General features: G+C 69.8%; 22 protein-coding genes. 5 read left to right on the top strand and 17 right to left on the bottom strand.

The annotated features are described in order from the left end of the window. Positions 1 to 3: 3 nt before the first annotated feature. From OD750_RS12390 to OD750_RS12375, 4 genes are read right to left on the bottom strand one after another with little or no spacing between them, the layout of a single operon-like run. Positions 4 to 762 (bottom strand): glycosyltransferase family 2 protein, encoded by a 759-nt coding sequence (locus tag OD750_RS12390; RefSeq protein ID WP_263545548.1) that lies wholly within the window; start codon positions 760 to 762, stop codon positions 4 to 6. After that, positions 762 to 2,018 (bottom strand): O-antigen ligase family protein, encoded by a 1,257-nt coding sequence (locus OD750_RS12385; RefSeq protein WP_263545547.1) that lies wholly within the window; start codon positions 2,016 to 2,018, stop codon positions 762 to 764. Before OD750_RS12385 ends, OD750_RS12390 begins: the two co-directional genes overlap by 1 nt. Before the next feature lie 40 nt (positions 2,019 to 2,058). Continuing rightward, positions 2,059 to 3,186 (bottom strand): glycosyltransferase, encoded by a 1,128-nt coding sequence (locus tag OD750_RS12380; RefSeq protein ID WP_263545546.1) that lies wholly within the window; start codon positions 3,184 to 3,186, stop codon positions 2,059 to 2,061. Positions 3,187 to 3,197: 11 nt separating this feature from the next. Then, positions 3,198 to 3,407: a zinc-finger domain-containing protein gene (locus OD750_RS12375; RefSeq protein ID WP_263545545.1), complete on the bottom strand. Its 210-nt coding sequence runs from the start codon at positions 3,405 to 3,407 to the stop codon at positions 3,198 to 3,200. A 238-nt stretch (positions 3,408 to 3,645) separates the two neighbouring features. Here OD750_RS12375 and OD750_RS12370 point away from each other — a divergent pair, with 238 nt between their 5' ends. Then, on the top strand, positions 3,646 to 4,905 hold the full coding sequence (locus OD750_RS12370; RefSeq protein ID WP_263545544.1) for a Yip1 family protein: 1,260 nt from the start codon (positions 3,646 to 3,648) through the stop codon (positions 4,903 to 4,905). An 18-nt stretch (positions 4,906 to 4,923) separates the two neighbouring features. Here OD750_RS12370 and OD750_RS12365 read toward each other — a convergent pair whose 3' ends face one another. Then, on the bottom strand, positions 4,924 to 5,631 hold the full coding sequence (locus tag OD750_RS12365; RefSeq protein ID WP_263545543.1) for a pirin family protein: 708 nt from the start codon (positions 5,629 to 5,631) through the stop codon (positions 4,924 to 4,926). Positions 5,632 to 5,680: 49 nt separating this feature from the next. After that, on the bottom strand, positions 5,681 to 6,250 hold the full coding sequence (locus OD750_RS12360) for a YceI family protein (RefSeq protein WP_263545542.1): 570 nt from the start codon (positions 6,248 to 6,250) through the stop codon (positions 5,681 to 5,683). 219 nt (positions 6,251 to 6,469) lie between these two features. Here OD750_RS12360 and OD750_RS12355 point away from each other — a divergent pair, with 219 nt between their 5' ends. After that, positions 6,470 to 7,465: a mitochondrial fission ELM1 family protein gene (locus tag OD750_RS12355; protein WP_263545541.1), complete on the top strand. Its 996-nt coding sequence runs from the start codon at positions 6,470 to 6,472 to the stop codon at positions 7,463 to 7,465. On the opposite strand, the gene fabG is transcribed toward OD750_RS12355, so the two are convergent. From fabG to OD750_RS12320, 7 genes are all read right to left on the bottom strand, one after another. Continuing rightward, positions 7,446 to 8,177, bottom strand: a complete 732-nt coding sequence (gene fabG, locus OD750_RS12350; RefSeq protein ID WP_263545540.1) for a 3-oxoacyl-ACP reductase FabG — start codon at positions 8,175 to 8,177, stop codon at positions 7,446 to 7,448. The two genes, OD750_RS12355 and fabG, sit on opposite strands and share 20 nt — an antisense overlap. Further along, the gene (locus tag OD750_RS12345) at positions 8,174 to 8,620 is read right to left on the bottom strand and encodes a hotdog family protein (protein ID WP_263545539.1); all 447 of its coding nucleotides are present in this window, start codon (positions 8,618 to 8,620) and stop codon (positions 8,174 to 8,176) included. The genes fabG and OD750_RS12345 overlap by 4 nt, the downstream gene beginning before the upstream one ends. After that, complete coding sequence (locus OD750_RS12340) at positions 8,610 to 10,943, bottom strand: MMPL family transporter (RefSeq protein ID WP_263545538.1); 2,334 nt, start codon at positions 10,941 to 10,943, stop codon at positions 8,610 to 8,612. The genes OD750_RS12345 and OD750_RS12340 overlap by 11 nt, the downstream gene beginning before the upstream one ends. Then, entirely contained in the window at positions 10,940 to 11,572 is a 633-nt protein-coding gene (locus tag OD750_RS12335; protein ID WP_263545537.1) for a LolA-related protein, read from the bottom strand. The genes OD750_RS12340 and OD750_RS12335 overlap by 4 nt, the downstream gene beginning before the upstream one ends. Beyond that, a complete protein-coding gene (locus OD750_RS12330) occupies positions 11,505 to 12,455 on the bottom strand; it encodes a lysophospholipid acyltransferase family protein (protein WP_263545536.1) in 951 nt (316 codons plus the stop codon). Before OD750_RS12330 ends, OD750_RS12335 begins: the two co-directional genes overlap by 68 nt. Continuing rightward, on the bottom strand, positions 12,452 to 12,742 hold the full coding sequence (locus OD750_RS12325; protein WP_263545535.1) for an ApeI family dehydratase: 291 nt from the start codon (positions 12,740 to 12,742) through the stop codon (positions 12,452 to 12,454). The genes OD750_RS12330 and OD750_RS12325 overlap by 4 nt, the downstream gene beginning before the upstream one ends. 98 nt (positions 12,743 to 12,840) lie before the next feature. Beyond that, the gene (locus tag OD750_RS12320; protein ID WP_263545534.1) at positions 12,841 to 13,575 is read right to left on the bottom strand and encodes a COG4648 family protein; all 735 of its coding nucleotides are present in this window, start codon (positions 13,573 to 13,575) and stop codon (positions 12,841 to 12,843) included. Positions 13,576 to 13,657: 82 nt separating this feature from the next. Here OD750_RS12320 and OD750_RS12315 point away from each other — a divergent pair, with 82 nt between their 5' ends. Further along, on the top strand, positions 13,658 to 14,983 hold the full coding sequence (locus tag OD750_RS12315) for an NAD(P)/FAD-dependent oxidoreductase (RefSeq protein ID WP_263545533.1): 1,326 nt from the start codon (positions 13,658 to 13,660) through the stop codon (positions 14,981 to 14,983). A 21-nt stretch (positions 14,984 to 15,004) separates the two neighbouring features. Here the strand turns inward: OD750_RS12315 and OD750_RS12310 are convergent, their stop codons facing one another. After that, positions 15,005 to 15,274 carry a phosphopantetheine-binding protein gene (locus OD750_RS12310; protein WP_263545532.1) on the bottom strand — a complete coding sequence of 90 codons (270 nt, stop codon included), beginning with the start codon at positions 15,272 to 15,274 and terminating at the stop codon, positions 15,005 to 15,007. A gap of 170 nt (positions 15,275 to 15,444) precedes the next feature. Here OD750_RS12310 and OD750_RS12305 point away from each other — a divergent pair, with 170 nt between their 5' ends. Next, a complete protein-coding gene (locus tag OD750_RS12305; protein WP_263545531.1) occupies positions 15,445 to 16,410 on the top strand; it encodes a chorismate transformation FkbO/Hyg5 family protein in 966 nt (321 codons plus the stop codon). On the opposite strand, the gene wsfD is transcribed toward OD750_RS12305, so the two are convergent. After that, positions 16,407 to 17,870 carry a glycan biosynthesis hexose transferase WsfD gene (gene wsfD, locus OD750_RS12300; RefSeq protein WP_263545530.1) on the bottom strand — a complete coding sequence of 488 codons (1,464 nt, stop codon included), beginning with the start codon at positions 17,868 to 17,870 and terminating at the stop codon, positions 16,407 to 16,409. The two genes, OD750_RS12305 and wsfD, sit on opposite strands and share 4 nt — an antisense overlap. A 29-nt stretch (positions 17,871 to 17,899) precedes the next feature. Continuing rightward, positions 17,900 to 19,330, bottom strand: coding sequence for a hypothetical protein (locus OD750_RS12295; protein ID WP_263545529.1), 1,431 nt, complete (start codon positions 19,328 to 19,330; stop codon positions 17,900 to 17,902). A 215-nt stretch (positions 19,331 to 19,545) separates the two neighbouring features. On the opposite strand from OD750_RS12295, the gene OD750_RS12290 reads away from it, so the two are divergent. Further along, entirely contained in the window at positions 19,546 to 21,645 is a 2,100-nt protein-coding gene (locus OD750_RS12290; protein ID WP_263545528.1) for a serine/threonine-protein kinase, read from the top strand. A gap of 61 nt (positions 21,646 to 21,706) precedes the next feature. Here OD750_RS12290 and OD750_RS12285 read toward each other — a convergent pair whose 3' ends face one another. After that, complete coding sequence (locus OD750_RS12285; protein WP_263545527.1) at positions 21,707 to 22,831, bottom strand: Fic family protein; 1,125 nt, start codon at positions 22,829 to 22,831, stop codon at positions 21,707 to 21,709. Positions 22,832 to 22,856: the final 25 nt, after the last annotated feature.

Below are 22,856 nucleotides of genomic sequence, written 5' to 3'. Positions count from 1 at the left end.
CCGCTACGGCTCGCGCCGGCGCGTCGCTTCGTACAGTTTGGCGTATTTGAGAAAAACGTAATACGCCGCGCTCACCGCGTTGATGAAACCGGCCCAGCCGTCGAGAAACCAGCGCTTGCCGACGTACTGGCGCAGAAAGAAGAACCCCGGATACACGACGAGCCGCAGCGCCAGGAAGCGCCGCCGCTTGCCGCGCTTGTGTTCGACGAGGCCGGTCGAGTAAGCGTTGATCTTCGCGACCTTCGTATGGATGTCGGGTTCGCCGTAGTGTAGGAATTCGGCGTCGGCAAGCGTCGCCGTCGGCTCGCGCGTTTCCGGCGCCGCGTGCACCGGCACGTCGTTCATGCGCACGCGCGTGCGGTCGATCAGGCGCAGGTGCGTGTTCAGGCGCACGCCGCGACGGTTGAAACGCCAGAATACGCGTTCGCGCCGCGGCAGCCGGAATCCCGCGACGGCCGGCTGCTCCAGCGCGCGTTCGATCGCATCGCGCGCGCCGCCGGCCAGCGCTTCGTCGGCGTCGAGCAGCAGCACCCACGCATGCGCAGCCTTGTCGATCGCGCTCTGTTTCTGCAGCGCGTAGCCCTTGAACGGTTCGACGACGACGCGCGCGCCGTGGCGCGCGGCGATGTCGCGCGTCGCGTCGGTGGAGCCCGAGTCGAGCACGACGATCTCGTCGGCGAACGCGGCGCTGGCGAGGCACCGTTCCAATGTGCCGGCGTTGTTCAACGTCGTGACGACGAGCGAGAACGGCGCGCGCGCCATCACAGCCCCCGCTCGTCGAGATCGGCGCTGAGCGCCGCGCAGTACAGCGCGACGAGCCACCAGAACAGCAGGCCCCACCATGCCGAATAGAACGCGAGGTGCGTATTGAGCGGAAACGCCATCGCGACCAGCGCGACCGCCGGTGCGAATGCGCGTTCGCGCGCCGAGCGCGTCGCGCGCCGCCACGCGCGCAGCGCGAGCACGATGCCGATGCACCACAGCGCGAGTCCGACGAGGCCCGTTTCGCTCGCGACTTCGAGCACCCACTGGTGCGCGTGCATCGCGCCGGTACCGTCCGCGATGACGAAATCGTCGCCCGGCAGCGCGTGCTCGGCATAGTCGTAGCGAAAACCGCGCACGCCGACGCCGTTGACCGGATGCTCGGCGATCATGCGTTCGGCCGCGTGCCAGATGCGCAGACGGCCGGCGAGCGCGTAGTCGATCGCGTCGGGCGAACCTTGCAGCGCGAGCAGCGTGCGGTCGAACCGCGCGGCGAACGTATCGGAGGTGCGCAGCGCCGCGAACACGCCGAGCGCGCCGACGGCGCCGAGCGCCAGGATGCACAACGCAAACTTTTTCCCGTTGCCGACTTCGCGCCACAGGAACGCGACGGCGACGATCGCGTACGCGAGCCAGCTCGCGCGCGACCCGGACAGCAGCACCGGCCCGAGCAGCACGAGAAACGCGACGACGAGTCCGCGGCGCCCCCATCGTTCGCGCGCTTCCCACAGCGCGAACGGCGCGAGCGTCGACAGCACCGGACCGAACTTCAGATTCTCGGCGCCGAACACGCCGGTCAGGCGCACCGCTTCGGGCGCGCCGCCGAGGCTGTAGCCGGTCAGCGCCTGCACCCACGCATCGACGAGCCACAGCGCGACGATCAACGCGGTGCCCGCGTACAGCGAACGCACCAGAGGTTCGCGGCGCACCGCGAACGCGACGTAGACGCCGAGCGGCGCATAGCGCAGCACCGAGGCGACCGTGCTCCAGCTCTTGCCGGGGTTGACCGCATCGAGCGCCGAGACGAGCGCCGCGACGACGTAGCAGGCCCACAGCATCAGGAACAGTCGCGCGCCATCATGCCCACGCAGCGCCTGCGGGTTGCGCACGAAGAGACCGATGCAGCCGACGAGCGCGAGCGCGACGCCGATTTCGGCCGAGCGGCCGAGCGGCAGCAGCGCCGGCACGAGCCAGATCGGCAGGAGCGGCGAGCGCAGGACGTTGAGGAATTTCGAACCCGGGGAAACGGCGGTCATGCGAGGCGGGGAGCGGCGGGTAAGGCCGAATGATCGCCGATCAGTTGCCGTTAGTCTTGCCGCGCACGAGTTCGGCGTACAGCGCGAGCGTCGCGCGCTGCATTTCGGCGAGGTCGTAGCGCTTGAGCGGCGGGATCGCCGGCGCGAGCCGCAACAGCTCCGCGGCGCGCTCGACGAGCCGTCCGAAATCGCCGAACGGCACGCGTCCGGCCGGATACAGCTCGGACAACAGCTCGCCGACGCCGCCGTGCGCGTAGCCGAGCACCGGCCGGCACAGCGCGAGCGCTTCGACGACGGTGCGCCCGAACGCCTCGGGTTTGTTCGACAGCTGCAGCACGAGCGCGCTCGCCGCGTAGACGTCGCGCACGTCGGCGCGCGGCGGCGACATCGCCACGCGATCGGCGACGCCGCGCTCGATCGCAAGCTGCTTGAGCTCCTCGACGTACGCGCGGCGCTTCGGATCGACGACGCCGAGCAGCAGCAGCCGCGTATCGATGCCGCGCGCCTTCAGCGCGGCCACGAGTTCGATCGCGTCGGCGTGGCCTTTGAGACGCGTGCCGCGGCCGGGCAAAGTCAGGAGCGGCGCCTGCGCGAGCATGGGAAAGTCGCGGTGGAACGCGGCCGTCCATTCGTCGTCGGGCCGGTGGCCGTACGGGAATTCGTCATGGTCGATGCCACGCGGAATCACGACGATGCGCGCCGGATCGATTTCGTAGTTCGCGATCAGATAGTCGCGCACCGTGTGCGACACGGCGATCACGCGTTCGCCGCGCGTCATGATCGCGCTGTAGCGGCCGGGCGAGTTCAGGCCGTGCGCGGTCGTCACGAAATGCGTCTGCGGGTGCGCCGCACCGCCGAGCGCGAAGTGCGCGAGCCACGCCGGCAGGCGCGAGCGCGCGTGCACGATGTCGGGTTTGATGTCGGCGAACAGGCGCCGCAGCGCGCCGATATGGCGCAGCGAAAACAGCGACTTCTGGCCGATCGTGCGCGCGATATGTTCGCTGCCCGCCGCCACGAGCGGCGCGACGAGCCGGCCGCCGGCCGATACGACGATCGAACGATGACCCGCCGCAACCAGCGCCTGCGCGACTTCCAGCGTGGAACGCTCCACCCCGCCCGTGTCGAGGGCGGGGACGAGCTGGATGACGGTTAGGCGAGGCTCCTGCACCGAAGGCTCGTTCAGTTTTTCAGCACGTAGTGCGCGCCGCAGTACGGGCAGACCGACTCGCCGTTCTCGTCTTCGATCGGCAGGTATACCTTCGGGTGCGAGTTCCACAGGCTCATGCCCGGCATCGGGCACGACAGCGGCAGGTCGGCGCGCGTCACTTCGTAACGATTCTGAGCGTTGGCGGGGATCCGGTCGGCCGCCGCGGGATTCGGTCGGGACATGAAAAACTCCGATTTCGACAGGCAAGCGCGCGAGTTTAGCAGGAGTACCGGAACGGGCCGGCGTCGGCCCCGCTATCGATGCGCCTTTTGAAACCGTGATGTGATGCACGCTTTGTGCCGGACCTGCGGCACGCGACCGCTGCGACGCCGTCACGCGCCCACGGCGCGGGTACGGCCTAGAATCGCCGACGCATTCCGCCGCTCGCAATCGCGGATTCCAGCCGAAACGGGGAGCACCATGGACGTCAACGCACTGATCGCTCGCGTAAAGAACATTCTTCTGACGCCGAAGACCGAATGGCCGGTCATCGCCGCAGAACGCACCACCGTCGCGGACCTGTACAAGAACTACATCCTGATCCTGGCCGCGATCCCGGCGGTGTTCGGATTCATCAAGAGCAGCCTGATCGGCCTCAGCCTGTTCGGCGTTACCGTTCGCGTCGGATTCTTCGACGGCATCGGGCAGATGATCCTCGCCTACGGCCTGTCGCTCGGCATCGTCTATCTCGTGGGCCTCCTGATCGACGCGCTGGCGCCGACCTTCGGCGGCGAGAAGAATCCCGAGCAGGCGCTCAAGTCGGCCGCCTACGCCTATACCGCGGGCTGGGTCGCGTCGGTCACGATCCTCCTCGGCATACCGCTGTACTTCATCGTCGCGCTCGCGGCGGCGGCCTACGGCATCTACCTGCTCTATCTGGGCCTGCCGTACACGATGAAGGCGCCGCCGGAACGCGCGGCGGGCTATGCGGCCGTGGTCATCGTGATCGGCTTCGTCGCGAGCCTCGTCGGCGGCGGCATCATCAACGCGATGTTCGGCAGCACCACCGGATTGCAGGGCGGCATGCGCTACGGCAACGGCACCACGAGCGTCGAGGTCGACCCGAACAGCACGCTCGGCCGCCTCGCCGCGATGGGCGAGCGCGCGGACGCGGCGTCGAAGCAGCTCGAACAGGCGCAGCGCAGCGGCGACGCGCAGGCGCAGGCGGCGGCGGCCGGCGCGGTGCTCGGCGCCGTGCTTTCCGGCGGCGACGCGAGCGTCGAGGCGCTCGCGCCGGATCGCCTGAAGGGCTTCATTCCCGACACGTTCGGCAACCTGCCCCGCACCGACTATCGCGCCGAGAAGAACGGCATCGCCGGCATGCAGGTGTCGGAGGCGAGCGGCTGGTACGGCGACGGCTCGGGCCGCAGCCTGACGCTCACGATCACCGATTCGGGCAGCGTCAAGGGCGTGATGGCGTTCGCCGGCTGGGCCAACGTCGAATCCGAAAGCCAGCATGAGAACGGCTACGAGAAAACCTATCGCAGCGGCGGCCGTCTCACGCACGAGCAGTGGGACGGCGCGAGCAAGTCGGGCGAGTACTCGGTGATCGTCGGCGACCGCTTCGCCGTCAAGGTCGAAGGCGGCGGCGACAGCATCGACACGCTCAAGCGCGCGCTCGACACGGTCGACCTGCGCGCACTCGAGGCGCTCAAGAACGAAGGCGTGAAGAAAGGCTGATCGCGCGGGCCGGCGCCGCTACGCGACGGCCGGCAGATCGAACAGCAGCACCTGGCTCGCCGCGCTCGCGGCGAGATTCAGCGCGCGCTCGCCGTCGAGCGCGAGCGCGTCGCCGGCGCCGAGGGTACGCTCGCCGGCCGCAACGGCGCCGCTCACCACCTGCAGCCAGTAGCCGCGCGCCGGATCGAGCGTGCGATCGAGCCGCACGCCGGCCTGCAGGTCGGCCGCGTAGAGTTTCAGGTCCTGCAGCACCGCGACCGAACCGTCGGCGCCGTCGCGCGAGGCGATCAGGCACCAGCGGCCGTCGCGCGAGGCCGCGTCGAACGACTGCTGCGCGTACGACGGCTTGCCGTTGACGCGGTCGGGCTGTATCCAGATCTGTAAGAAGTGCACGGGCTGCGTCTGCGACGCGTTGAACTCGCTGTGCCGTATGCCCGACCCCGCGCTCATGCGCTGCAGGTCACCGGGCCGGATCGTCGAACCGGTGCCGAGCGAATCGCGGTGCGCGAGCGCGCCGTCGATCACCCAGGTCAGGATTTCCATGTTCGCGTGGCCGTGCGTGGCGAAGCCGCCGCCGGGCGCGACGCGGTCGTCGTTGATCACGCGCAGCGGGCCGTAGCCCATGCGGCGCGGATCGTAGTACTGGCCGAACGAGAACGTGTGGCGGCTGTCGAGCCAGTCGCTCGCGCTGCGGCCCCGTTCGTCGGCGAAGATCGGTGTCTGCATCGGCATCGCGCAGCGGCCCGGACCTGTCGTCCGGGCCGTCGCGACGGGCTCAGCCCTTGACCGCTTCGGTCGTGATGCGGATCGTCACGTCGTCGCTGACGTTCGGCACGTACTTGCTGATGCCGAAATCCGAGCGCTTGATCTTCGCGGTCGCGTCGAAACCGGCGGCCGGCTTCTTCGCCATGGGATGCTCGCCGATCGCGTTGACGGTCACGTCGAACGTCACCGGCTTCGTCACGCCGTGGATCGTGAGATCGCCCGACACCTTGAGCGCCTTCTCGCCGGTCTTCTCGACCTTGTTGCTCGCGAACGTCGCGTTGGCGAACTTCGGCGCGTCGAAGAAGTCGCCGGACTTCAGGTGCTCGTCGAGCTTGGCGACGCCGGTCGACACGCTGTCGATCGAGATCGTGGCCTTGACCGAGGACTTGGCGAGATCGGCCGTGTCGAGATTGATCTCGCCTTCGACCTTGGTGAACGAGCCGGTGATGTTCGAGTAGCCCATGTGGTTGTACTGGAACAGGACCTGGGTGTGGCCCGGTTCGAGCTTGTAGACGTCGGCGGCCTGGGCGGCCGAAGCGGCGAAGACGAAAGCGGTGGCGAGTGCGAGCTTGCGGATCATTTGAGTTCCCTCGTTGGGTGGCGGGTTTGCTTGCGGCCCCTGAGCGGGCGGCCCGGTCTTGAGGGCCGATCGAATCGATCGTACTCGAATCGGTCGGCTGCTCCGCAAGCCCGAAGTGTCGACAGTGTAGGGTGCGGATCGTTCGGCATCATCGCCGGCGCCGAAAACAGTCTGGTGACCGGCGCTCTACAATGGCGCGCCCTCCCCGACCCGGCAGCCATGCCCGACGCCCCCACGCCCGACAACACCGCGACATGCTGGATCGTCACCGACGGCGCCGCCGGCAACGAGCGCCAGGCGCTCGCGCTCGCGCAACGCCTGCGCGTCGCGGCGCGCGTGTGGCGTCTGGCACCCGGCGCGCCGTGGTCGTGGTTCGCGCCGCGCCTCGTCGCCGGCGCGCGGCTCGCGCTGCCGGCGAGCGTGCGCGGGCAGTTCGTCGCGCCGTGGCCCGCGCTCGCCATCGGCTGCGGTCGCGCGGCCGCGTTGTATACGCGAGCGCTGCGCACGTGGAGCGACGGCCGCACGTACGCGGTGCAGATACTCGATCCGCGCATCGCACCGGCGCACTGGGATCTCGTCGTCGCGCCGCGTCACGACGATCTGGCCGGCGCCAACGTGATCAACCCGCTGGGCTCGCTCAATCCGATCGACGACGCCTGGCTCGCCGACGGCGCGGCCGCCTTCGGCGACCTCGCGCGCCTGCCGGCGCCGCGCACCGCGGTGCTGATCGGCGCGAGCCACCGCGACGTCGCGGTCGACACCGACTACTGCGTCGGCCTCGTCGAAGCGCTCGCGCGCGCGCATGCGCGGCGCGGCGGCAGCTTTCTCGTCAGCACGTCGCGGCGCACGCCCGCGCCGCTGCGCGACTATCTGCGCAGCGCGTTCGCGCGTTTTCCCGGCGCGTTCTGGGGCGGCGCGGACGACGGCCCGAACCCGTACGCCGGCTATCTCGCGCACGCGCAGCGCATCGTCGTGACGCCCGACTCGGTCAATATGCTGTCGGAAGCGTGCGCGGTCGGCGTGCCGGTGCGCGTGTGGCTGCCGACGCCCGCGCGCGGCAAGCTCGGCCGCCTGCACGCGGAACTGATAGCGAGCGGCCACATCCGCGTGTTCGGTGGCCCGAAGCTGCCGCAGCCGCCGCCGCTGCGCGAAACTGCCGCCGTCGCGGCGGAAGTCGAGCGGCGCTGGAAAGCCGCTACGCCATCCCGCCGTTGACGCCGATCACCTGCCCGTTGACGTAGCCGGCCGCGTCGGAGCACAGGAACGCGACGAGCGCGGCGACTTCGTCCGGCGTACCCGCGCGCGCGGCCGGCACCATCTGCCTGATCGCGTCGGGCGTGAACGTCTCGTCGCTCATGCGCCCGGCAATCACGCCCGGCGCGACGACGTTCGCCGTGATGCCGCGCGACGCCATCTCGCGCGCGAGCGACTTCACCGCGCCGTGCAGACCCGCCTTCGCCGCGGCGTAGTTCGCCTGTCCGCGATTGCCGAGCACCGCCGCGACCGAAGACAACGCGACGATACGACCGCGCCGCACGCGCGCCATCGGCAGCAGCAGCGGTTGAGACACATGGAAAAAACCGTGCAGCGAAATGTCGATGACGCGGCGCCACTGCGTTTCGCTCATGCCGGCGAGCGGCGCGTCGTCGTGCACGCCGGCGTTGTGGACGAGCGTGCCGATCGCGCCGGCCTCGAGCAGCCGTTCGACCGCGCTGCGCGTCGCCGCGCCGTTGGCGAGATCGAACGCGGTGGCCTGCGCCGAACCGCCGTCGGCGACGATCGCCGCGACGACCGCGGCGGCCCGTTCGTGGCCGCTGTTCGCGTGCACGATCACGTGCAGGCCGTTGCGCGCGAGCTGCCGGCAGATCGCGCCGCCGATGTCGCCGCTGCCGCCCGTGACGAGCGCGCGTGGAATCGTTGCGTTCATGCGTCGTCCTTCCCGTCTCGCGCCAGCATCACCGCCGCGCGCCCTTGCGCCAGCACCACGCCGCCGTGCTCGACGCGAAACGCATATTGCCAGCTCGCGTCGCCGGCGAGCAGCCGCTCGGCGTGGACGTCGAGGTCGCCCGGCAGGTCGTCGATGCGTTCGACCTCGAGTTCTACCGCGCGCAGCGACACGAGCATGCCCGGCAGCGCCCTTCGGCCTGCCGCCTGCGCGAGCAGCGCGCCGTGCACCGCCATCGCCTGCGCGCCGTATTCGCACAGGTGCAGCGCGCGCAGGCGTCCGTCGCTGCGCAGGGGATTGTCGGCGCGCCGGTGCGAGGCGGTGCGCGCGTGCACGCGTTCGTCGTCGTGGCCGACCACGGCGTCGAGCAGGCACATCGCGCCGCGGTGCGGTATCAGATGCGCCCAATGGGATTTATCCAGCATGCGGCACGCTCCGGCGCGGGCGCGACACGAGCATCGCGAGCACGAAATTGAACGCGACGCCGAGCGTCACGGTGACGCCGATCGCGCGCAGCACCGGCAGGCTCGACAGCGCCAGCAGGAAGAACACGAGAAACGTCGACGCGCTGCACACGAGTATCGCGTGCAGCGTGCGGCGCTGTTCGCGTTCGTCGTCTTCGGCATGTTCGAAGAACAGCGCGTAGTCGAGACCGAGGCCGGCCGCGAGTATCAGCGCGATCAGATGGAACAGCGACAGCGACACGTCGAAGAAGCGCAGGCTGCCCACGATCATGACGGTCGACAACAGCATCGGCACGAGCACGCGCGCGATGCGCGCGGGCTTGCGCAGCGCGAACGCGACGACGCCGACGAGCAGCAGCGACGCGACCGCGAGCGAGAACAGCACGCGCGTGCGGTACGCCGCGACGAGCGACTCGGACGTGGCTTTCAGATCGAGGAGGTGCGCCAAGGCGCCGGGCTTTTCGCCGAGCGCGGCCAGCGCCGCGACGTCCGCGACGCCGACGAGGTTGACGAGTCCGACCCAGTGTCCGTCGCGCGGCTGCAGCATCGCCTTCACGCGCAGCCCGAGCGGGCTCGCGGCGAACGTCGCCGCGTCGACCGGCGGCAGCGCGCGCGCGGCGGCGACGTCGGCGACGAACGGTTCGAACAGGCCCGGCTTGAACGGCAGTCCGGCCGACGCCTCGGCGAGCGATGCGCGCAGCGCGGCTTCGTCGGGCAGCGCGGCCTGGCGCGCCCGCTGCGTCGCGGCGCTCGGCAGGTAGCGCGACGGCGTCTCGTACCCGGCGAGCGCGCCGCGCTCGCGCAATGCGGCGAGTTCGCGGTCGAGCGCTTCGCTCGCGGCGAGCACGCCGTCGGCGTCGGGCGCCTCGATCACCATGAGATAGCGCACGTCCGGCGCGCCGAGTTCGCGCCGCAGCTCGCCGTCGCGCGCGATCAGCTGCGGCGGCACCGGCGTGAGTGCCGCGAGATTGTTCTCCCAAAACGGACTGCGGTCGTGGATTGCGCTCTCGACTGCGAACAAAGCGACAAGGATAAAAACGAACGCCGGCACGCGAATCCGCGCGAGCGTCCGGTCGACGCGCGCGACGAAGCGCGAATCGGCCGCGTCGCGCGGCTCGCCGCCGAGGAGCGGCGCGAGCAGGAAGCGCGTCGAGACGCCGGCGACCGCGAGGCCCACCGCGGTGAACACGGCCAGCTGCTGCAGGCCCTCGACGCCGGACGCGAAGAACGCGAGGTACGCGATGCACGTGCTCGCGATGCCGGTCGACAGCGTCGGCCACAGGCGGCGCGCGACCTGCGTTGCGGGCGTGCCGGACCGCAGGTGGCTGAACAGGTGGATCGGATAGTCCTGCGCGACGCCGATCAAGGTAAATCCGAACGCGAGCGTGATGCCGTGAGCGCCGCCGAACGCGAGCGCGAGCGCCGCGGTACCGGCGAGCCCGCCGGTGACGAGCGGCAGCGCGCCGGCAGCGACCGTCGTCACGCGGCGATACGCGAGCAGCAGCAACGTCAGAAAACCGATCGAATCGACGAGACCGATGCGGTTCGCCTCGTCGCTCGTCGTTTCGTGCACGCGCACGGCGAACGCACCGGGGCCGCTGACTTCGAGCGTCGCGCGCGTGCCTTGCGCGGCGTGCGCGAACGCGTCGCGCAGCGCGGCAACGGCGTCGCGCTGCGCCGCCGGATCGAAGCCCGGCGCGGCGGTTTCCACCAGCAGCAATGCGTGCCTGCGTTCGGCGCCGAACCACACGTCGGCGTAACGCTCCGGCTCGCGCGGCGGTGCCCACGCTTCGGCCAGTCGCAAGGTTTCGAGCGTCGGGTCGCGCGCGAGCATCGGCTTCAACCAGGCCGACGCGGGCGAACCGAGATCCTCGACGCGCAGCTCCAGCGCGCCGCGCAGGAACGCGGCGTCGAAGCGCTCGGTGTCGAGCGTCGGCGACAGCAGGTAGCGGTACGGCAATAGATCGGCGCCGAGCGCGTCGAGATCGGTTTCGCCGTTGAGCACGCGCACGAAGCGCGCGTCGCCGCGCAGCGCGGCGGCGAGGCGTTTGCCGACGTCGGCGAGCGCGTCGGGCGTGTCGCCGGCGAGCGCCACGAGCAGCAGGCGCGAGCCCGGGCCTTCGCCGATCTCGTCGAGCAACAGGCGCTGCCCGGGCGTCTGCGCCGGCGGCATGAAGCCGCGCAGATCGGTGCCGACGCGCAGGTTCGACGCGACGTACGCGAACAAGCCCGCGAGCACGGCGAGCCAGCACGCGAGCAATGCGCCGCGCGCGCGCGGGGTCATGTGCCGTTCTTGCACATCTGGTCGAGTTCGTTCTTCGTCGGGTTGGCGGACAGGCGCGCGCGGGCCAGGCGCTCGACGAGCAGCACGCTCGAGTCGCCGTTCGCTTCCTGCACGCGAAAGCACAGCGGCGTGCGGGTTTCGCCGTCGATCTCGATGCGCGTGACCTGTTTGGCGAGCGACCGGTCGCGCGGCATCAGCTTCAGGCTCCAGTGCGACTCGTCGCCGGCGATCGCGACGGTGTAGCTCTGCGCCAGACGCGCCGAGTCGCCGCCGAGCACGCCGGAGAAGCTTTCCAGAAACGCGCCGAGCGCGGCCGCGCGCTTCAACGTGAACTTCTTGGTTTCGCGGCCCTCGCGTTCGATCGTCACGTCGCCGCCGGCGCCGACCGTCGTCGTTTCGCGATAGGGCTTGGTCACGCGCTTGATCAGCCCGCCGTCGGCGAGATACTGCAGCTCGCCGGAGAGGATCATCGGCGCCTCGAGCATGTCGACGAACCGCACTTCGGTATACGCCGTGGTCGACGGCCCGTTGCGCTTCAGACCCGCGATGATCGTCGCGGCGTCAGGCGCGGCGAGGCTCGCCGTCGGCAGCAGGAGACAGGCCCACGCGATCGCTTTCCCAGAAATCATAGAAGTTGAACCAGTTGTAGGGATCCATGCGCGCATAGTGTTCCATGCGCGCGGCGTAGCGCGCGAGCCATTCGTCCAGCCGGGCGCTGCGTTCGGTCCGGGGAATTTCGATGCGTTCTGCAAAATTTTCGAAATACAGGTCGTAACGGTTGCCGCCGCGGTACAGGCCGAAGCACAGCATGACCGGCACGTTCAGCGCCGACGCGATGAGGTACGGCGCGATCGGCAGCGGCGCCGGCTCGCCGAACAGCGGCGCCTTGCGCGTGAGTTCGCCGCGCCGCGCGCGGTCGCCGAGGAACGCGACCAGCGCGCCCTCCTCCGCGGCCTCTTTCATCGACAGCACGATGTGCGTGCCGCCGGTCGACGCGTCGATCACGGTGTCGGCGATCGTCGGATCGAGCGCGTGCAGCAGTTCGGTGATCGCCGGCGTCTGCGACTTGTCGAGCACGACGCGCACCTTCACCTCGGGCCGCTCGCGGCTGAGTACGCGCAGCACTTCGAAGCTGCCGACGTGCGAGCCGAGCAGAAACATGCCGCGGCCCTGGCGCCAGCACTGCAGGAGCAGGTCGAGCCCGTGCACGCGCACGTCGAAGCCGTTCATGCCGCCGTTCGCGAGCAGGAACACGCGATCGAGAATGACGCCGGCGAAACGATGGATGTGCCGCATCACGTCGAGCGTTCGCGCCGGCCGGCCGAGCGCGCGCGTCAGGAACGCGCGCGACGCCTCGCGTTCAGGGCGCCGCCGCAGATAGAAGTACAGCGTAATCGGATACAGGATGACGCGCGCGACGCGCCGGCCGCCGTACAGCGCGATCGTGCGGATCAGCCAGACCGCGAAACGCCCGCCGCCCTCGGGACGCTCGGTCCAGTGCGGACCGCTCATCGTGCCAGCGCCTCGCCGGCGGCGACGACGTCGGCGTCGCGCAGCACGCGAAAGCGCCAGCGCGCGTCGCGCGGTTCGAGTTCGATCCGCGCGTCTTCGCCGGGTTTGAGCGTTGCGGCGAATTTCACCTGCGCGAAACCCGCCAGCACGACGCCGCGCGCTTCGAGCGCCGCGGCGACGCGATCGAGCACGACGACGCCCGGCACGAGCGGATTGCCGGGAAAATGGCCGGGCAGCGCGGGATGATCCGGCGCGACGCGGAAACGGTCGGTGGCGTGTTCGGACATTCTTCGGGTGCGTCGGCGGTGGCGATGACGGCGCGCAAGCATCACCGGTTTGCAATGCAAGGGCAATGCCGTAGTACGCAACGCGGGGATGAACCCCGTCACGGTTCCGTCGATCGCTCCGCCGGCCGCGCGTGCAGGAGCCGCGTCCAGTTCTTTGCGAGGTTGTGGAAGAACTCGCGCGCGGTCGGATGCGGCAGGTGTCGCAGATGCCATTGACGCCACGCGAATTCGAGTACGAAGAACCCGCCGACGACGAGGTAGCCGCCGAGGTGGCCGTAACCGATCACCGCGTCGGCCGGCACCGGCAGCGGCGAGGCGACGCCGGCCAGGTCGAGCGCGCCGCCCGGCGCGGCGAGCACGGCGCCGGCGAGCAGCATCAGCGCCTGCATGCCGAGCAGCAGCGTCCACGCGAGCGTCAGCGAACGCGCGTAGCGCGCGACGCCCGGCTGCGCGAGGCGATCGTCGCCTTCGAGCGCGACGATCGCGCGCGCGACGAGCGGTTCGGAATCGGCCGCGAGGCTCGCGCCGAACAGCCAGGCGACCGCGGCGTTGATCGCCACCGGCAGCAGCATCAGGCCGAGCGCGGCATGGTCGTACCGCGCAAGCAGCGCGCCGCCGGCGACCGCGGCGAGCCACAGCGCCCATGCCAGACGCTTGCCGCCGACGAGGCCGGGCCACAGCAGCAGGCTGATCAAGACGAGGCCGGCCGCGGCCGACAGCACGCCGCGATGCAGCCACAACGACAGCACCAGCAGCGGCGGATACGCGCACAGCAGCAGGACGAAGACGCGACGCGGCCACGCCGCGCCCGTTGCCGGGTTTTTCGCACTCATTGCCGGGTCATCGCGCCGAATCCGTCTCGCGTGTCGCATCGCTGTGGCTATGATACGGCGACTTCACGACGGGAACTCCACGATGACGGCAGCGCAGGAATCGACGATCGCATGCGACGTGCTGGTGGTCGGCGGCGGACCGGCGGGTTCGACGACCGCGGCGATGCTCGCGCAGCGCGGCCTGTCGGTGCTGCAGCTGGAGAAGGAGCACCACCCGCGCTTTCACATCGGCGAATCGCTGCTGCCGGCGAACATGCCGATCCTCGAGGAACTCGGCGTCATGGACGAAGTGCGCAAGATCGGCGTGCTCAAGCTCGGCGCCGATTTTCCACAGAACGACAAGTTCCATACGTTTCATTTCCGCCGGTCGCTCGGAAAAACCCCGCCGTTCGCGTTCCAGGTCAAGCGCGAGGACTACGACCGCGTGCTGTTCGAGAACGCGCGGCGGCTCGGCGTCGACGCGCGCGAAGGCGTCAAGGTCGATCGCATAGCGTTCAAGGCGGACGGCGTGCGCGCGTTCGCGACCGGCGAAGACGGCGCCGCGCTCGCCGTCGAGGCGCGCTATCTCGTCGACGCGACCGGCCGCGACACGCTGCTCGGCAATCAGTTGAAGCTCAAGGTGAAGAACGTCAAGCACCAGAGCGCGGCGATCTTCGCGCATTTCTCGGGCGTCGAACGCCGCGACGGCGACGATGCCGGCAACATCAGCATCTACCGCTTCGAGTACGGCTGGAGCTGGTTCATTCCGCTGTCCGACGGCCTCATGAGCATCGGCTGCGTGTGCTTTCCGGAATACCTGAAGCAGCGCCGCGGCAAGACCACCGAGTTCCTGCTCGCCACGCTCGAGCGCATTCCCGAAACGCGCGCGCGCATGAAGAACGCGAAGATCGTCAACGAAGTGCGCGTGACCGGCAACTACTCGTACGTGTCCACGCGCATGGCCGGCCCGCGCTATCTGATGGTCGGCGACGCGTTCGCGTTCGTCGATCCGATCTTCTCGTCCGGCGTGTACCTCGCGATGCACAGCGGCAAGCACGCCGCGGCGACGGTCGACGCGATTCTCAAGCAACCCGCCCGCGAGGCCGAACTGCAGGCGCAGTTCGACACGCGCATCCGCCGCGGCATACGCGTGTTCTCGTGGTTCATCTACCGCTTCAACTCGCCGACCATGCGCACGCTGTTCGCCAATCCGCGCAATACGTGGCGCGTGGAGGAAGGCGTGATCTCGATGCTGGCCGGCGACGTGTTCGACAGCGCGCCGGTGCTCGCCCGCCTGCGCATCTTCAAGGCGATCTACGCGTTCACGAGCCTTTTGAACTTCCGGCGCTGGTGGAACGATCTCGCCGAACGGCGGCGCCAGTCGCGCTACGCGTTCGAGGGCGGTACGACGCCGGTCGACAAGGTCTGACGCAACGCCATGGCGCGACCGTCAGGCGACGCGGTTCGCTTCGATATGCGCCGACAACGCGCGCAGCGAGCCGAAGATGCGTTTGTTGTCGTCGTTGTCCGAGCGCAGCTGAAAGCCGTAGCGCTTGGACACCGCGAGGGCGATTTCGAGCGCGTCGATCGAATCGAGGCCCAGCTCGCCGCCGAACAGCGGCGCTTCGGGCGCGATGTCGTCGGGCGCGACGCCTTCGAGATTGAGGCTGTCGACAAGGAGTGCGGCGAGCTCGCGCTCGGCGGGGGTCTGTTCCGACATCGGGTTGAACTCGGATGGGGCGGGGACGGCGGGCGTCGCTCGAACGACGGCGGCGGCCCGCGGGGCGCGCGAGTGTATCATAGCGGTTTGCTTGCCGGCCCCGACCGGCTTCGAACCGTCTGCCACATGCCGATCCACGCACATTCGCGCCGCCCGCGGGTCCTGCCCGCATGAGCCTGCCCGCCCCGATTTCCATCGACTACGTCAGCGCCGACCTCGCCGACCTCCTCGCCGAACCGCGGGTGCTGGCCGTGCTCGGGTTCGCCGACGCACCGGCGTCGGACGATCCGCGCTATCTGCGCGTGGGCCTCGTGCCGGCCGCATCGCCGGCGCCGTACGAAGTGTGGCGCGCGCAAGGCGTTGTCGAAACCGGCCGCGACGGCGACGTGCGCTGGGCCGCCGACGCCGACTATTGCTACGGTGCGATCGAACTCGCCGAGAGCGACTACGCCGATATCGCCGACGCGACGCGCGCGGCCTATTCAGCGCTCGCCGCGTTCGTCGCCGGGTCGCGTTGGCCGCACCTCGTGCGCATCTGGAACTACCTCGCCGACATCAACGTCGGCGACGGCGACGCCGAGCGCTACAAGCATTTCTGCACCGGCCGCGCCGCCGGCATGGGCGCCCTTTCCGGCACCGCGTTTCCGGCCGCGAGCGCGATCGGGCGCAGCGACGGCGCACGCGTGCTGCAGGTGTACTGGCTCGCCGCGCGCGAACCGGGCCGGCCGATCGAAAACCCGCGCCAGACGAGCGCGTGGCGCTACCCGCGCCAGTTCGGTCCGACCGCGCCGACGTTCGCGCGCGCGATGCGCGCGCCGGGCATGGCACCGCAATTGTATATTTCGGGAACCGCGTCGGTGGTCGGCCACGCCTCGCAGCACGACGGCGACGTCGATGCGCAGCTCGCCGAAACGTTCGCGAACCTCGACAGTCTGCTCGCGAGCGCGACGCTGCCGCATTTCGGCGCGGGCAGCGTGCTCAAGGTCTACGTGCGCCACGCGTCCGACGTCGCGGCCGTGACGGCCAACCTCGATCGCCGCCTGCCGCCCGACGCGCGGCGGCTCGTGCTGATCGGCGACATCTGCCGGCTGGAACTGCTCGTCGAAATCGACGGGCTGCATGCCGCGGTGATTTAAGCCGTCAGCATCTCGCGTTGCGGCTGCGAGCCGAGCCTGCCGGCGAGCGCGATCGCGGCGATGACGACCCACGCGAGCGAGGCGTTGAAGATGAGGTGTCCCTGCTTGGCGACGTCGGCGATGCCGTCGCCGGCGAGCGTGATGCCGAGCGTCGCGACGATCAGCGCCGACGTCATCGCACCGAGCAGCAGCAGCGGATCGCCGGCGCTCGACGTTTCCGACGGGGCGAACGCCGACACCGGTCGCCTGCGCCACGCGAGCGCCGCGGCAACCAACGGCAGCGCGAACAGCGCGTAGCGCAGCGGCGGCACGCGGTCGAGCACGCCGTTCAACGAGACGAACCGCGCCGGCAGCTTGCCGAGAATTTCGCCTTCGACATGGCCGAGATTGCGCGGCAGCCAGGGATTGAGCGCCGCCAGGCCGTTGCCGAGGTAGCGCACCGCGGCCATCGGCTCGCGTACGAATTCGAACAGGATGCGCACGCGCCCGAGCTTTTCGATGCCCGGACACACGTCTTCGGGCATGCCCGGCATCTGCCACGCGGCCTTGCCGGTGTGCTCGGCGCAACGCGCCGGCATGCCGAGCCGCACGAGCGTCGCCGCCGGATCGCGCACCGCAGGCAGCAGGCCGGTAAAAATCACGTGGGCGCGGTTGTACGAGCGGATCGACTGCATCATGAGATCGCCGCGCGACAATTGCGCAAATTGGAACAATGCACCAAGCACGGCGCCACCCAGCAGCGCGTAGCCCTGCCACGGCCAGCGGCCGGTGTGCCTGCGGCCGAACGCGAGCACGACGAGCGCGAGCACGGTCGGCAGCAGCAGGTGCTGGATCTTGCTGGTGGCGAGCAGCAGCGCGCCGGCGCCGAGCAGCAGCACGCCGCGGCGCGTGCGTTCCTGTCCGTGGTACAGCAGCACGAGATTGAACAAGGCATACGCGGCGAAGAGCGCGGTCGCCTCAGCATAGAACGTGTTGAAGTACATCGTGTCGGCCGGATCGGTCAGCACGAGCGCGAACAACGCGGCGTTCGCGACCGCGCCGGCAGGCTTGCCGCGGCGCCACCAGGCGCGGCAGAACGCGGCGACGAGCGCGGTCAGGAGCGCGAGGCGCAAGTATCCGATCCAGCGCACCGAGTGACGCTCGACGCCGGCGAGTTCCTGCACGCCGTAGACCGCGGCGGTCGTGCCCTGCAGCAGGAGCTCGCTCGATCCGTAACACAGCCGCACGGGGTTCTCGAGGAACCGGTAGAACTCGAACGGCGCGTTCGGGCTGTTCTCGTCGGGGCGGATCGGCGGCGGCCGATCGGGAAACAGCTCGAAGCAGCCGGTATAGCGCGCCTGGTCGAAGCTGTTCGCGATGGCCAGGAGCGGCGTGTGGGACACGAGCGTCAGGGCACGCAGGAGCCCCACGGCGAGCGCGAAGATCACCAGGCTCAGCAGCAGGCGCGAGGGACGGGTCATCGCGCCAGTTTGCACGGCCAAGATGAACCTCAGATGGCAGCGCGCCGGACGAGCGCGCCGACGCCGAACCCGAGCACGGCCGCGCACGCCGCGTTGAGCGCCAGGTGCGAGTGCTTGGCGAGTTCGACGAGGCCGTCGCCGAACATGCTCACGACCGGCACCGCGAGCGCGACCGCCGCGCACGCGCAGGCGAACGCGAGCGCGAGCGGACTCGACCGGCGCCGCGCGAGCAGCACGGCGGCGAACGCGACCGGCAGCGCGAGCAGCAGCCATGCGAACGCGGCGCGGCGTCCGAGCCAGCGATCGACGGTGACGAAGCCGTCGGGCAACGGCGCGACCTGCGCGCCCGCGACCGTGCCGAGGTAATGCGGAATCCACGGCAGGAGGTCGCGCGGGATCGCGGCGACGAGGCGTACGAGCGTCATCGGTTCGGAGAACGCGAGGCCCAGCGCACGTGCGCGCGACAGCGCGCCGACGCCGGGGCACGCCGCTTCCGGCGGCGCGCCGACCGTGTAGATCGACTTGCCCCGATGCGCCGCGCATTCCGCGCCGAGCCCGACGCGCTGCGCGGTGCGCGCAGCGTCGTCCGACGCGGGCAACAGCGCCGTCAGCGCGAAATCGAGGTTGTTCGCGGTTTCGATGCTGCCGAACATCGGGCCGCCGCGGTGCATCTGCGCGAACTGCACGCCGAGCGCCAGCGCGCCGCCGGCCGCGAGCGCGAGCGCCGGCCGCCACAGCGCCGGTGCGCGCACGAACGCGGCGAACGCCACCGCGCCGCCGACGGCGAGCGGCAGCGCGAGATGTTGCATCTTCGAAAAGCCGAGCGCGAACGCCGCCAGCGCGACGAGGACCAGCCGCAGCGGCGTGGCGCGCACCGCCGCGAGCGCCGTCAGCGCGATCGTGAGGTACGCGAAGAACAGCGCACCGGCTTCGCTGTAGAACGTATTGAGATACAACGAATTGACCGGATCGAGACCGAGCAGCGCGAACCACGCGAGATTGGCGATTGCCACGTGCGCATAGCCTTCCCTCACGAACGCGAGCGACACGAGCGCGACCGCCGCGAGCCATGCCGCGAGGCGGAGCATGCCGAGCTGGCGCACCGAATGGTTCGCGTCGCCGCCGACCGCTTCGTGCGCCGCGAACGCGGCGGCGGCCAAGCCCTGAAACGCCAGGTCCGACGTCCAGTAGCAGATGGGGCTGGGCACGGGCTGGAACGCATAGGTCTCCAGCGGCGCCTGATAGTTGTTCGATGTCGGGTCGACGCCGGGCCGCACCGGATACAGGTCGAAGCAGCCGGTGTAGCGCACCTGGTCGTAGTTGTTCGCCAGGGCCACGAGCGGCTGCGCGGCGAGCATCAGCACGCCGCGCACGAGCGCGAGCGCCAGCAGCGCGAAGGCGAGCCACAGGGTTCGGCGCGGCGCGGCGCGGGTCGGGGTCGAAAGAGTCGGATTCGGCACGCGGCGGAGTCTAGCCGCGCCGGCGCCGGAAATGTTGCGGCGCAACCGATGTGCGTTTTCGCGGCGTTTTTACGTTCTGGAGTGCGCATTGGCTCACAATCGGCGCGAGAAGCGCGTTATGTGTTGCTCGCCAAGCGCGGCACGGCATCGAAATTCCACGGTGCTAAGCTTTCCGCCAGAGTCAACAGGCAGTTTTGCCTCAAACCGGAGTCGCCATGAAAACGCAGCTGGGCCACTATGACATCGTCGCCGAACTCGGCCGCGGCGGCATGGGCGTGGTCTACAAGGGCTACGAGTCGTCGCTCAACCGCTACGTCGCCATCAAGGTGCTGGCGGAATCGCTCGCGCACGACGAGAGCGTGAAAGAGCGCTTCCTGCGCGAAGCGCGCAGCATGGCGTCGCTGAACGACCCGCACATCATCCAGATCTATTTCATCGGCGAGCACGAAGGACAGACGTTCTTCGTGATGGAGTTCGTCGAGGGCGAATCGCTCGGCTCCATGCTCAAGCGCGACGGTCGACTGCGGCCGGACCAGGCCGCGCGCGTGATCTACCAGACCGCGCAGGGCCTCACCACCGCGCACGACAAGGGCGTGATCCATCGCGACATCAAGCCCGGCAACCTCATGGTCACGAGCCGCGGCGCGATCAAGATCGCCGACTTCGGCATCGCGCTGGTCACGCAGGATTTTTCCAAGAAGCTCACGTCGACCGGCGAATTCGTCGGCACGCCGGGCTATCTGTCGCCGGAAGTGTGCCTCGGCAAGCCGGTCGACCAGCGCTCGGACATCTTCTCGCTCGGCATCGTGCTGTTCGAGATGCTGACCGGCCGCATGCCGTTCACCGACGAATCGCCGCTCGGCCTGATGCTCGAAGTGGTGCGCGCCGACATCCCGGACGTGCGCCTGCTGAACGCCGACGTCGACCCGGAGCTGTCGCGCATCCTCGGCCGCATGATCGCGAAGGACCCGAACGACCGCTATCAGAGCTGCCAGGAACTCGCGAACGATCTCGCGCGCCATCCGCTGCTCGCGGGCGGCACGCAGACGATCAATCTCAAGCCGCAGATTTCCACCGCGGCGGCGACCGTGCTCGGCATGAAGACGCCGGTGTCGGGCCAGCGCCCGCTGCCGCAGACGCAGCCGACGCCGCGTCCCGGCGCGTATGCGGCGCCGACGCAGGCCGCCTCGATGCCGACGCCGCCGCCGGCGCCGCGCGCGTCGGTGCTCGACCGCGCGACGTCCCCGGGCGCCGCGCAGCCGCAGCGCAAATCGTCGGCGCTGCCGTGGGCGATCGCCGCGACGCTGCTCGTCGCCCTCGGCGGCGGCGCGTGGGCGTTCCGCAGCCAGATTCCGTTCCTGAACGGCGGCGACGCAACGACGACCACTGCCACGACGACCACGACGACGCCGGCCGCCACGACGAGCGTCGCGCCGCCGCCGGCAACGCCGCAGCCGCCGGCCACGACCACGCAACCGGCCGCGACGACCGCGCAGAACACCGCGCCGAGCACGCTGCCGGCGACGACGACGGCCGCGGCAACCGATCCGAACGCGACCGCGACGAACACGACGGCGTCCAGCGTGCCGCCGCCGAACGCCGTCGCCGACCCGAATGCCGCGACCACACCGCCGTCCGCGAACGTCGCGACCGCGCAGACGCCCGATCCGAACGCGATCGCGGTGCCGGCGAACGTCGCGGCGAGCACCGATCCGGCCGCGCAGACGCTCGCGACGGCCTCGCCGTCGAACGCGCCGGCACCGCGCGCGTCGAACGACATCGACGCGGTGCGCGATCTCGCCGCCGCGCGGGCGGGCGCCGAAGCGCCCGGTCCGCGCATCGCCAAGGCCGCGCCGCCGGAAACGCCGAGCGCGCCGGCCGAGCCGAAGATCCCGACCATCGCGGTGATCGTCGGCGGCGACAGCGCGATCGCGGGGCCGGCACGACAGGAAGTCACGCGCGCGCTGCAGCGCCAGGGCTTCAACGTGATCGACGGCGGTCGCGCGCACGACGACGGCGATGCCGACTTCGGCCGCCTCGGCGGTCGCGCGAACGCGGCGGTCGTCGTGTTCGTGCGCCCGGTCGGCTCGCAGGTGCTCACGTACTACGGCCAGGCGTCGACCTTGTACACGGCGCAGATCTCGATGCGCGCGTTCGCGATGCGGGGTCGCCGCGCGCTCGGCGCGGGCTGGACCGAACAGGTCAATTTCACCACGTTGAACGCGACCGAAAAGGCGCGCGAGACGATCGAGCCGATGGCCGACGACATGGCGCAGGCGCTCGACGAATTCCGCGCGCGGCGCGGGCGCGGCTGAGCGAACGGCCATACGAAGCGACAGAAAACGGCGCCCTTGCGGCGCCGTTTTCGTTGGCGGGTCAGCGACCGGGCGCGAGCGAATAGCGGGTATTGCGTCCGCCGCCCTCGTCCTTGACGAGCACGCCCAGCGTCACGAGTTCGCCGATGTCGCGCAGCGCCGTGTCGGCCGACGTCTTCGTCAACGCGGCCCATTTCGTCGACGTCAACTTTCCCTCGAACCCGTCGAGCAGTCGGTTGATCACCTTGCGCTGCCGCTCGTTCAGCGCGACGCCGGCGAGCGAATCCCACAGCTTCGCCTTGCGCAGCACGCCGGCGAGCGTGGCTTCGGCACCGTCGAACGCACGATCGAGACAGCCAAGAAACCAATGCAGCCAGCGCGTGACGTCGAGATCGCCCTTCTGCGTCGTTTCGAGCATCGCGTAGTAGTCGTCGCGCTCGATCCGGATCTGCGCCGACATGCTGTAGAAGCGTTGCGGGCTGTCCTCGGCGCGCGCCAGCGCCATGTCGGCGATCGCGCGCGCGATGCGGCCGTTGCCGTCGTCGAACGGATGGATCGTCACGAACCACAGGTGCGCGAGCGCGGATTTGAGTACCGGATCGAGCGTCGCCGCAGCGTTGAACCAGTCGACGAAGGCGGTCATTTCGGCCGGCAGGCGCGCCGCGGCCGGTGCCTCGAAGTGAACTTTCTGCCGGCCGATCGGCCCGGAAACGACCTGCATCGGCCCGGTGGCATCGTCGCGCCACGTGCCCACGGCAATCTTCGCCATACCGCTGTAGCCGGTCGGAAACAGCGCCGCGTGCCAGCCGAACAGCCGCTGCGCGGTCAGGGGCGCGGCATAGTTCTGCGTCGCGTCGAGCATCATCTCGACGACACCGTCGACGTGACGGTCGACCGGCGCGAGTGCGCCAATGTCTATGCCCAGGCGCCGCGCGATCGACGAGCGCACCTGTACATCGTCGAGCACGTCGCCTTCGATTTCGCTCGACTTGACCACGTCCTGCGTCAACGCGTGCAACACGGCCTCGGCACGCAGTTCGAAACCGAGCGCCGCCATGCGGCCGAACAGCCGGCCCTGCCGGTAGCGAACGGCCGCAAGCGTGTCGGCGAGCGCCGCCTCGTTCCACACAAAAAACGGCCAGTCGCCGCGTTCGTGGATATACCGGCCGATATTCTCCGCATTCATTGCGGAGAATATCGGCCCTATTCAC

The organism is Tahibacter soli (assembly GCF_025717065.2).
GTDB classification, from domain to species: Bacteria; Pseudomonadota; Gammaproteobacteria; order Xanthomonadales; family Rhodanobacteraceae; genus Tahibacter; species Tahibacter soli.
This window is presented reverse-complemented; position numbering and strand designations above follow the sequence as displayed.

Excerpts from the sequence above, each read along its gene's own strand:
- OD750_RS12320 (WP_263545534.1), bottom strand. The coding sequence starts at position 13,575 with ATGAGTGCGAAAAACCCGGCAACGGGCGCGGCGTGGCCGCGTCGCGTC.
- OD750_RS12335 (WP_263545537.1), bottom strand. The coding sequence starts at position 11,572 with ATGATTTCTGGGAAAGCGATCGCGTGGGCCTGTCTCCTGCTGCCGACG.
- OD750_RS12285 (WP_263545527.1), bottom strand. The coding sequence starts at position 22,831 with ATGAATGCGGAGAATATCGGCCGGTATATCCACGAACGCGGCGACTGG.
- OD750_RS12340 (WP_263545538.1), bottom strand. The coding sequence starts at position 10,943 with ATGACCCCGCGCGCGCGCGGCGCATTGCTCGCGTGCTGGCTCGCCGTG.
- OD750_RS12375 (WP_263545545.1), bottom strand. The coding sequence starts at position 3,407 with ATGTCCCGACCGAATCCCGCGGCGGCCGACCGGATCCCCGCCAACGCT.
- OD750_RS12305 (WP_263545531.1), top strand. The coding sequence starts at position 15,445 with ATGAGCCTGCCCGCCCCGATTTCCATCGACTACGTCAGCGCCGACCTC.
- OD750_RS12345 (WP_263545539.1), bottom strand. The coding sequence starts at position 8,620 with ATGCTGGATAAATCCCATTGGGCGCATCTGATACCGCACCGCGGCGCG.
- OD750_RS12310 (WP_263545532.1), bottom strand. The coding sequence starts at position 15,274 with ATGTCGGAACAGACCCCCGCCGAGCGCGAGCTCGCCGCACTCCTTGTC.
- wsfD (WP_263545530.1), bottom strand. The coding sequence starts at position 17,870 with ATGACCCGTCCCTCGCGCCTGCTGCTGAGCCTGGTGATCTTCGCGCTC.
- OD750_RS12290 (WP_263545528.1), top strand. The coding sequence starts at position 19,546 with ATGAAAACGCAGCTGGGCCACTATGACATCGTCGCCGAACTCGGCCGC.
- OD750_RS12390 (WP_263545548.1), bottom strand. The coding sequence starts at position 762 with ATGGCGCGCGCGCCGTTCTCGCTCGTCGTCACGACGTTGAACAACGCC.
- OD750_RS12355 (WP_263545541.1), top strand. The coding sequence starts at position 6,470 with ATGCCCGACGCCCCCACGCCCGACAACACCGCGACATGCTGGATCGTC.
- OD750_RS12385 (WP_263545547.1), bottom strand. The coding sequence starts at position 2,018 with ATGACCGCCGTTTCCCCGGGTTCGAAATTCCTCAACGTCCTGCGCTCG.
- OD750_RS12325 (WP_263545535.1), bottom strand. The coding sequence starts at position 12,742 with ATGTCCGAACACGCCACCGACCGTTTCCGCGTCGCGCCGGATCATCCC.
- OD750_RS12330 (WP_263545536.1), bottom strand. The coding sequence starts at position 12,455 with ATGAGCGGTCCGCACTGGACCGAGCGTCCCGAGGGCGGCGGGCGTTTC.
- OD750_RS12360 (WP_263545542.1), bottom strand. The coding sequence starts at position 6,250 with ATGATCCGCAAGCTCGCACTCGCCACCGCTTTCGTCTTCGCCGCTTCG.
- OD750_RS12370 (WP_263545544.1), top strand. The coding sequence starts at position 3,646 with ATGGACGTCAACGCACTGATCGCTCGCGTAAAGAACATTCTTCTGACG.
- OD750_RS12315 (WP_263545533.1), top strand. The coding sequence starts at position 13,658 with ATGACGGCAGCGCAGGAATCGACGATCGCATGCGACGTGCTGGTGGTC.
- OD750_RS12365 (WP_263545543.1), bottom strand. The coding sequence starts at position 5,631 with ATGCAGACACCGATCTTCGCCGACGAACGGGGCCGCAGCGCGAGCGAC.
- fabG (WP_263545540.1), bottom strand. The coding sequence starts at position 8,177 with ATGAACGCAACGATTCCACGCGCGCTCGTCACGGGCGGCAGCGGCGAC.